Annotated in this window: 9 protein-coding genes; 4 read left to right on the top strand and 5 right to left on the bottom strand. The window is 43.2% G+C overall.

Annotated features, from left to right (window positions below; translation table 11 throughout):
• Positions 1–142 precede the first annotated feature (142 nt).
• Positions 143–1,438 carry an ISL3 family transposase gene (locus tag AB5Z52_RS14770; RefSeq protein WP_002296623.1) on the top strand — a complete coding sequence of 432 codons (1,296 nt, stop codon included), beginning with the start codon at positions 143–145 and terminating at the stop codon, positions 1,436–1,438.
• 93 nt (positions 1,439–1,531) lie between these two features.
• Here the strand turns inward: AB5Z52_RS14770 and AB5Z52_RS14775 are convergent, their stop codons facing one another.
• The 5 genes from AB5Z52_RS14775 to AB5Z52_RS14795 all read right to left on the bottom strand — a co-directional run bounded on the left by AB5Z52_RS14775 (position 1,532) and on the right by AB5Z52_RS14795 (position 6,265).
• Positions 1,532–2,248 (bottom strand): zinc metallopeptidase, encoded by a 717-nt coding sequence (locus AB5Z52_RS14775; RefSeq protein WP_003128772.1) that lies wholly within the window; start codon positions 2,246–2,248, stop codon positions 1,532–1,534.
• An 85-nt stretch (positions 2,249–2,333) separates the two neighbouring features.
• Entirely contained in the window at positions 2,334–2,660 is a 327-nt protein-coding gene (locus AB5Z52_RS14780; protein WP_005472630.1) for a zinc ribbon domain-containing protein YjdM, read from the bottom strand.
• Between the two features lie 271 nt (positions 2,661–2,931).
• A complete protein-coding gene (dapF, locus tag AB5Z52_RS14785) occupies positions 2,932–3,762 on the bottom strand; it encodes a diaminopimelate epimerase (protein ID WP_288551827.1) in 831 nt (276 codons plus the stop codon).
• Positions 3,763–3,780: 18 nt separating this feature from the next.
• Positions 3,781–5,085 (bottom strand): diaminopimelate decarboxylase, encoded by a 1,305-nt coding sequence (gene lysA / locus AB5Z52_RS14790; RefSeq protein ID WP_003128767.1) that lies wholly within the window; start codon positions 5,083–5,085, stop codon positions 3,781–3,783.
• Entirely contained in the window at positions 5,069–6,265 is a 1,197-nt protein-coding gene (locus AB5Z52_RS14795) for a M20 family metallopeptidase (protein WP_005472632.1), read from the bottom strand. The genes lysA and AB5Z52_RS14795 overlap by 17 nt, the downstream gene beginning before the upstream one ends.
• Before the next feature lie 187 nt (positions 6,266–6,452).
• Between AB5Z52_RS14795 and dapA the strand changes: the two genes are divergently transcribed.
• Genes dapA through dapD form a run of 3 tightly spaced genes read left to right on the top strand, consistent with a single transcriptional unit; the run spans position 6,453 to position 8,828 of the window.
• Complete coding sequence (dapA, locus tag AB5Z52_RS14800) at positions 6,453–7,334, top strand: 4-hydroxy-tetrahydrodipicolinate synthase (protein ID WP_021149191.1); 882 nt, start codon at positions 6,453–6,455, stop codon at positions 7,332–7,334.
• A 12-nt stretch (positions 7,335–7,346) separates the two neighbouring features.
• Positions 7,347–8,102: a 4-hydroxy-tetrahydrodipicolinate reductase gene (gene dapB, locus AB5Z52_RS14805; protein ID WP_003128764.1), complete on the top strand. Its 756-nt coding sequence runs from the start codon at positions 7,347–7,349 to the stop codon at positions 8,100–8,102.
• 12 nt (positions 8,103–8,114) lie between these two features.
• Positions 8,115–8,828, top strand: coding sequence for a 2,3,4,5-tetrahydropyridine-2,6-dicarboxylate N-acetyltransferase (dapD, locus tag AB5Z52_RS14810; RefSeq protein ID WP_003128763.1), 714 nt, complete (start codon positions 8,115–8,117; stop codon positions 8,826–8,828).
• Positions 8,829–8,963: the final 135 nt, after the last annotated feature.

Below are 8,963 nucleotides of genomic sequence, written 5' to 3' on the forward strand. Positions count from 1 at the left end.
AAAAAAAATTTCTTCACCCTTATTATAAACGAAGAGAGACTTTTTTTGCCATTTTTTGGTTTATTTTCATATAAAAATATAGAAAAGACACCCTGAAATCCTTTAGAATTAATTTGGCTACCAATTCATAGGAGGATTCAAGATGTCTCATACTCAGCTTATCAAAGATACCCTAAATATTCTAGACCTAAATATCTATTTCGAGGAAAATTGTTTAACTAAAGAAAAATACAAAGGGCAAATTTGCTTGATTTACAAAGGAACTCTTCTGTACAAGCCAGAAGAGTGTTCCCATTGTCTTTGTGTCGTCCCCTCTAGGATCATTCGTTGGGGGACGACAACCGTTCGGTTGTTACTGAATGATGTGTCTGAGTATCGCACTTATCTGGAGCTGAAGAAACAACGATTTAAATGTAAGTCTTGCCAAAGAACATTCGTAGCGGATACCTCTGTTGCTGAAAAACACTGTTTCATTAGTCAAAAAGTTCGTTGGTCTGTCATTGCTCGCTTAAAAGAGAATACTTCCATGACGGAAATCGCTCGTCAGAAAAATATTTCCACTTCTTCGGTCTATCGTGTCATGAAGCGATTCTACCGCCCATTGAATCCTTTCAAACAGACTTTGCCAAAGGTCTTATGCTTTGATGAATTCAAATCGGTTCGAAGTGTTGCCAGTGCAATGAGTTTTATCATGATGGACGGACAAAGCCATGCATTATTGGATATTGTCGAAAATCGACGCTTGCCTTATTTAGAACGCTATTTTTCTCGGTTTTCATTAGCGACTCGTGAAGCCGTTCAATTGATTGTTATTGATATGTATGCGCCTTATGTTTCGTTGGTGAAAAAGCTTTTCCCGAATGCTCAGTTGATCATCGATCGTTTCCACATCGTCCAACATATTGGCAGAACTTTCTTGAATCATCGAGTGAAAGAAACCACGGTACGACTTAAAGGAAATTCCCACTCTCAACGAGGGTTAGGGAAAAAATTGAAGCGCTATTGGAAACTCCTACAAAAAGAAGAAGCAAAGTTAAACTATGAAAAACGGGTTTGGCGTGCCAGTTTTAAAGATTATTTGACTGAAAGTGAGATTGCCGATCGACTGTTAGCTGCTTGTCCCAACTTACGCCAAGGCTATCAGTTATACCAAGACATTCTTTATGCGGTAAAGAAAAGAGATCAGTCACTATTTGAGGATTGTTTAACTAGAGACATTAGCGGTCTGCCAGAAACCTATACAACCACTTTACGAACGTTTAAAAAGTTTCTGCCACAGATCCAAAATGCGCTTCACTACAGCTATTCAAACGGACCATTGGAATGCTTAAACAACCACATCAAAGTATTAAAACGCAATGCGTACGGCTTTCGCAACTTTTACAATTTCAAACTACGAATTATGATTCGTCATGGCAAAACATTTTTAACCAAATAAACAGAACAGAAAGAGGTTTTCTTCTTTCTGTTCTGTCCAAATTATTCTAAGATTTCTCTTTACCAACATCATTTGACAAAGAGCCTCTTTTCATTAGTCGCGGCGATTGTTATTGCCGAATAAAATAATCAAACGTAGTAATTGCAGCAATGTCGCAACTGCAGCTGCCACATAAGTCAAGGCTGCAGCAAACAATACTTTACGGGCCTGCGGTACTTCTTCTTCCGTTAAGAGACCGCCATCGGCTAAAATCCGTAACGCTCGTCTTGAAGCATCAAATTCGACTGGCAACGTCACCAATTGGAAAATAAATGCTAACGAGAATGCTAATATCCCCAGATTGATTAGGAAGGACCCTCTCAAAAGAACCCCGATCAAAATCAACGGGATCGACACCGCGGAACCAATATTAGCTACTGGGACGATCGCATGCCGGATACGCAATGGGAGATACCCTTTAGCATCTTGCACAGCATGCCCGCATTCATGGGCTGCCACTCCGATTGCTGCCACAGAAGTTGATTGTGCAGTTGCTTGAGATAGACTTAGCATCTTGTTGCCGGAATTATAATTATCAGTCAAATCTCCTGCGATAGCTTGGACGCCGACATTGTTGATGCCTTGGCTTTCCAAAATATACTGAGCCGCCTTGGTCCCGGTGATATTGTTTCTACTGCTTATTTTATCGTATTTGCTAAACGTGCTTTTAACGTATGCTGAAGCCGCCATCGAGATCACCATCCCGATAATGACTAAAATGAATGTTGGATCATAAAACCAACCAAAACCGTATCCACCGATTCCATACACGATGAAATCCCTCCCTTTCGTCTTTGACCTTATTTTACCATTAAATGGATGAAAATATTATGAAGAGGTATGGAAGATTCTGTTTTTAAAGTTTTTTTACAAATTCTGCCTTCAATTTCATGGCACCGAAACCATCGACTTTACAGTCGATATTGTGATCCCCTTCTACCAGACGAATGTTTTTGACTTTGGTTCCTTGTTTGATGGCACCAGAAGCACCTTTGACTTTCAAATCTTTGATGACCGTCACGGCATCGCCATCCTGAAGAACATTTCCGTTGGCATCTTTGACGACAGCAGCAGTTTCTTCTGTTTCCTGCCATTCATTGCCACATTCAGGGCAGACAAACAAGCCGCGATCCTCATATGCATAGGCGGATTGACAAACTGGACAATTTGGAATTTGAGACATATTCTTACTCCTCATAGTGATGTATTCTGTGTTTATTCAACGATCGAGCACGATCGTGAAAAAATAAATATAACTGTAGCATACAAAATTTCTGACTATCCTGCAATATCCTGCACAAAAAAATGCAATCGATAGAACAAACTAAGTTCTATCGATTGCATTTGATGATCTTCTCAGTTCTAGCTAAAGATGGCTTCTAAGAATAAGGCTTCCATAAGAACTGTCGCCTAAATGATTCTATGAACAGGATAATTCCGTCGCAAGACCACCCTCAGTCTAAAAATAGATTTTCGTCTAAAATACGCCCTTCAGAAACAAAAATCGCATCCCCAATCAGTTGGAGCTCCTCTGATGCAACTTCGACTCGCAGCTCTCCGCCTAAAACATGCAGCACAAGATTGGCTTGCGTTTGTTCCCGGCGTCGCGCCACCGCATAAGCAGTTGCCCCAGAGCCGGTCCCACAAGCATACGTAAAGCCCTCGACTCCCCGTTCATAGGTGCGGACAACGAGCTCCCCAGCTGAATCGGCATCGTAGAAATTCACATTGGCGCCTTTAGGAAATGCTGACCAATAGCGAATCCGTTGTGCTAAATCTGTCAATGCATCGAGGGATGTTTCTTGCAGACCGGGATACTTCACCACCGCATGAGGGATTCCTGGATCACCTAACTCGATATAATCAACGACAGGAACCTCTCTGTCAGCGAAAGGTTGGTCAAACTTCGCAACGGTGGGGGGATTTAACGTCACTTTGTACTGTTGCCGATCCAATCGCCAAGCAGGAACAGGTCCTGCAACGGTCTCGATCACCATTGCTTCTGAAGCAACCTTATTTTCATAAGCATAGCGAGCGATACAGCGTGCACCATTGCCACACATTTCCGCTTCCGTACCATCCGCATTATAAAAACGCATGCGGAAATCTCCCGTTCCTTCGGGATGATCGACAGCCATCAACGCATCTGCGCCGATTGAAAATTTCCGCTGACAACCTTGAGCCGCTAACTTAGCCAACTGTTTCGAAGAAAAATTATAGCGACGATTGTCGATCACAATAAAATCATTTCCGGCACCTTGCATCTTGGTATAAACGATTTCCATGATTTCACCTGCTTTTTTTTATTCTTTCATCAAAAACGAAGGGATACGTTCATTTTGAATCAACTGCTGGAAAGTCTGACGTTCAACCACCAATTCCGCGTGCCCCTTTTCAACAAAAACTACCGCTGGAATCGCAAGTTTATTGTAATTGCTAGCCATTGAATAACCATATGCTCCCGTCGCAAAAGTCGCAAAAAGATCTCCCGTCTCTACTTTGGGTAATTGCAGATCTTTGACTAAGATATCCGTGCTTTCACAAGCCTTGCCAGAAATCGTAACTGTCTCTGTGGCAGCTTCTGCTGCCCGATTGGCTAGAATCCCCGTATATTCAGCTTGATAAAGACCGGGACGAATGTTATCTGTCATGCCGCCATCAATACTGGCATAGGTTCGAATCTGTGGCAATGTCTTGATCGTACCAATAGTATGCAGACTGATACCTGCTTCCGCTACAATACTACGCCCAGGCTCGATCACCACAGTCGGACGTTGGAGCTGATGCGCTTGGCAAAACGTTTCAATCGTCGCCATCACCGGGTCCAAAAAGTAAGAATAGGGTTGACGAATATCCTTTTCCGTATAGCGGACACCAAATCCGCCGCCAACATTCAACTCTTTAACAGTATAGTCAAATCGATGATGGATTTCTAGAACTAATGCTAGCGCAGCCTCTGTCGCAGCAATATGGGAATGATTGTCAGACAATTGACTTCCGATGTGGAAATGCAACCCATAAAAATCGATTTCCGGTGCGTCAATCACTTCTTCAATCAAAGGAAATAAAATCTCTTCATCCAATGGGATCCCAAATTTCGAATCTTTCTGTCCAGTTGAAATAAACGCATGGGTCTGGACATTCACTTCTGGTGTGATTCGGAACATCACTTTTGCTTTCCGCTGTTTCTCTTGACATAGCGCTCGAATCAAACCGATCTCCTGACTGCCATCGACAATGATCCGACCTACACCATAATCGATCGCTAATGCCAATTCATCAATAGATTTATTGTTGCCATTGAATTCGATTTGTTCCGCTGGAAATCCTGCTTGGATGGCTGTGTATAGTTCACCGCCACTAACAACATCCAAAGACAGGCCTTCCTCATCAATCAACCGCAGCATGGCTAGTGTATTGAAGGCTTTCGAAGCATAGGCAGCTCGGGTGTTTTCATAGCGAGACAGAAATTCCTCGCGAATAGCACGACATTGAGTGCGAATCTCGGTCACCGAAAAAACGTACAAGGGTGTGCCAAATTCTTTTGCTAATGCCACTGTATCGCATCCATCCCAAAACAGGTGATTGTCTTTAATCTCTTTGATCATTACTGCGCTCCTCTCTTAGTACCTGACTCTGATTCAATCTTTCAATCAATCGCAGGTAGCACTCAATGCCTCCTAATAAGACTTTCTCATCAAAATTCATCTTGCTGCTGTGCAGCGGATAGGTATACCCTTTTTCTTCATCCCGAGTCCCGACAAAGAAAAAGACACCAGGGATCTCTTTTTGGTACATGGAGAAATCTTCCGCTAACATGTACGGCGGTGTCTCGATATAACTGTCGCCAGCAACATCCCGAACAGCATCTACCATGTCTGGATCATTGTCTACCACCCGATACAAGTGTTCGAAAGAAACTTCTGCTGAACAGCCATACCCTTTAGCAATCTCTTCAGCCGCCAATTTTACTCGTTGCGTCAATGTTTCATAGACCCCATCTTCAAAAGCCCGCATCGTTCCGTTCAACACGACTTCTCCGGGAATAATATTTTCTGCATCTCCTCCGCGAATCTTGCCGAATGTAATGACGGCCGAAGACAATGGACTAATGTTGCGAGAAACGATTGCATGGAGACCTTGAATGACCGCAGCTGCCGCTAAGATCGCATCGCTGCCTTGATGAGGTTGGGCCCCGTGAGCACTTTCTCCCAGGACTCGAATCGTGATCTCGCCATTTCGAGCCATCATTGGTCCCTTGCGGCAAGCAATCACACCTTCAGGATAGTCTGGAAAAACATGCAGACCGATAATCTGATCAATCGCAAAATCGGTTAAGATTCCTTCATCAATCATTAGCTGCGCACCACCAGGGCCTTCTTCTGCTGGCTGAAAAATCAACACAATGGTCCCGCGAACAGCTTCCGGGTAATCGGATAAGTACTTTGCAAAACCTAAAAGCGTCGCCATATGTCCATCATGTCCACAAGCATGCATTTTGCCGAGATGTTGCGAGGCAAAAGGAGCATTCGTTTCTTCCTTGATAGGCAATGCATCGATATCCGTGCGGAATGCTAACGTCTTCCCTGGTTTTTCACTGCGAAAAACAGCGATCAATCCGGTATCCAGAACCGGATAAATTTCTTTGATCCCGAAAGACTGCAACTGTTTAAGCAAATATTCCTTCGTTTTGAATTCTTCTAATCCTAACTCGGGAATCTTATGTAGTTCCCGTCGAAAACGAACCACGTCTTCGGTTAATTTCATTACTGCTTGAGATAATTGCATTCGTGGGCACCTTTCTTTCATTTGATCAGCAATATCGGCTGAAAATGTATGGATATCCACATTTTCATTGATATTGGATAATATTATAGTATATAATTCGAATAATCTATAGTATAAATAATCAAAATTTTTTGATTTTTAGTACAATTAGAGAAAGAATAAAAAGGTTGAAAGGATGTGGAGTAGTTTGACGATTTTTAAAGGTTCTGGCGTTGCATTGATCACCCCGATGTTTCATGATGGTTCGGTGGATTTCGACAAGTTGAAGTCACTGGTTGAGTGGCATATCCAGCAAGGTAGCGATGCATTGATCGCTTGTGGAACGACCGGTGAAGCCTCAACATTGAACGATGAAGAACACATTGCTGTTATCGAGGCGGTTGTCAAGCAGGCTGCGGGCCGCATTCCTGTGATCGGTGGCACTGGTTCAAACAATACGCAACATGGGATCCATCTTTCCCAAGAAGCAGAGCGTGTCGGTGCCGACGCATTATTGGTTGTAACCCCTTATTACAACAAAGCAACAAAAAAGAGTTTGGTTACTCATTACAAGGCAATTTGTCAAAGCGTTGAACTGCCTGTCATCTTATATTCGGTCGCATCAAGAACAGGAATGAACTTGACTTACGACATGGTTGCTGAATTAAAAGAGATTCCGAATGTCAAAGGAATCAAAGAGGCCAGTGGAGATATCTCACAAATTGCGTCTATCGCGCAACTAGTGGATGATGAATTTTCTCTCTATTCCGGCAATGATGATCAAGTCACACCAATCTTAGCATTAGGCGGTTCTGGTGTGATTTCGACGATCGGTAATATTGCCCCTAAACAAACAGCGACTTTGGTGGCAGATTTTCTTTCTGGAAATATTCAAGCAGCGATTCAGGAGCAGTTACGACAAAAACCTTTGATCGATGCGATTTTTAGTGAAGTCAATCCAGTGCCCATCAAAGCGGCAGTTTCCTTATTAGGAAAGTCTGACTTGCACTATCGGTTGCCATTAGGACCGCCTGAGAAAGAAACAATCAACCGTCTAAAAAAAGAAATGTCCGCTTATGGGCTTTTATAAGGAGGCAATCAAGTGAGACATATTTTATTGAGCGGTGCCAATGGTCGAATGGGAAAAGTTTTGCAGCACATGATTGCTGGACATGCTGAATTTGTGATCAGTGCTGGATTAGACCGTCACACGGAAGCAACTGGCGACTTTCCAATCTATTCTGCACCAGAAGCAGTCAAAGAACCTGTTGATTTGGTGATCGATTTTTCACATCATAGCAATGTAGCAGGCCTCCTTGACTTCTGTGTTGCCAACCAACTGCCCATCGTTGTGGCTACGACTGGTTTAAGTCAAGCAACCCAAGAAAAAATGGTCGCCGCTGCTCAAAAGATTCCTGTTTTTTATTCTGCGAATATGTCCGTGGGGATCAATGTATTGATCAAAGCCCTAAAAGCGATCACCCCACCTTTGGAAGCAGATTTCGATATTGAAATCATTGAAAAACATCACAATCAAAAAATCGATGCGCCAAGCGGAACTGCATTGTTACTGGCAGACAGCATCAATGAAAGTTGTCAAGAACCAAAAGAATATCTTTATGGCCGTTCTGGCAACGATCTGACCAATGATCGAAAACAATTAGGTATTCACGCTGTTCGCGGTGGCACGATCCCGGGCGAACACACGGTGATCTATGCAGGAGCAGACGAGATCATTGAGCTGAAACATACCGCATTATCACGGGATATTTTTGCCAATGGTGCGTTGAAGGCTGCCGAATATCTTGCACAACAACCTGCTGGACTATATGACATGGAAAATCTACTTGACAAGTAAAGGTGGTAACGTATGACTGAATTACAATTTTCTGATCCTTATCAATTAGCCAAATACATCAAAGAAGCCAATAAGCAGACCCCAGTCAAAGTCTATTTGAATGGTGATCTATCTACCTGTTCTTCCGAGACACTGAAAATTTTTGGGGCTGGCTCCTTTTACTTTATTGTTGGAGACAGTCAAGAAGTAGCTGATTTTCTAACGGCCAATCAAGATAAAATCACTGATTTCTATTTAGAAAATGACCGTCGGAATTCTGCGATCCCTCTGTTGGACTTAACAACAGTCGATGCTCGGATCGAACCAGGGGCTTTCATTCGTGATCAAGCAATCATTGAGAAGAATGCGGTCATCATGATGGGAGCGGTCATCAATATTGGTGCCGTTGTCGGCGAAGAAACAATGATCGATATGGGGGCGATTTTAGGCGCCCGGGCTACTGTCGGTAAAAAAGCCCATATCGGAGCTGGGGCTGTTTTAGCTGGTGTCTTAGAGCCACCTTCAGCTAGCCCAGTGATTATCGAAGATCATGTGTTGATCGGCGCCAATGCCGTAGTCCTTGAAGGTGTTCGTGTCGGTGAAGGTGCTGTGGTTGCTGCTGGATCTGTAGTAACAGAAGATGTACCGGCAGGGGCTGTAGTTGCTGGTTCCCCGGCTAAAGTCATCAAGATGAAAGATGAAAAGACGGCTAGTAAAACCGAGTTTCTTGACGACTTGCGGGGCTGATCTCGCCTGTTGCAACTTGCAAAAAAGCGTATGACCCGCGAGTCATACGCTTTTTTTATTGGCTCTATAATTTATGGGACTGATGAATCAGAATTGATTCTTCAGCCCCATTTTTATTTTAGGTATTAAAAAACA

Origin of the sequence: Enterococcus sp. RTP21361st1_A6_RTP21361_211029 (genome assembly GCF_040910045.1) — a bacterium.
GTDB lineage: Bacteria > Bacillota > Bacilli > Lactobacillales > Enterococcaceae > Enterococcus_D > Enterococcus_D gallinarum.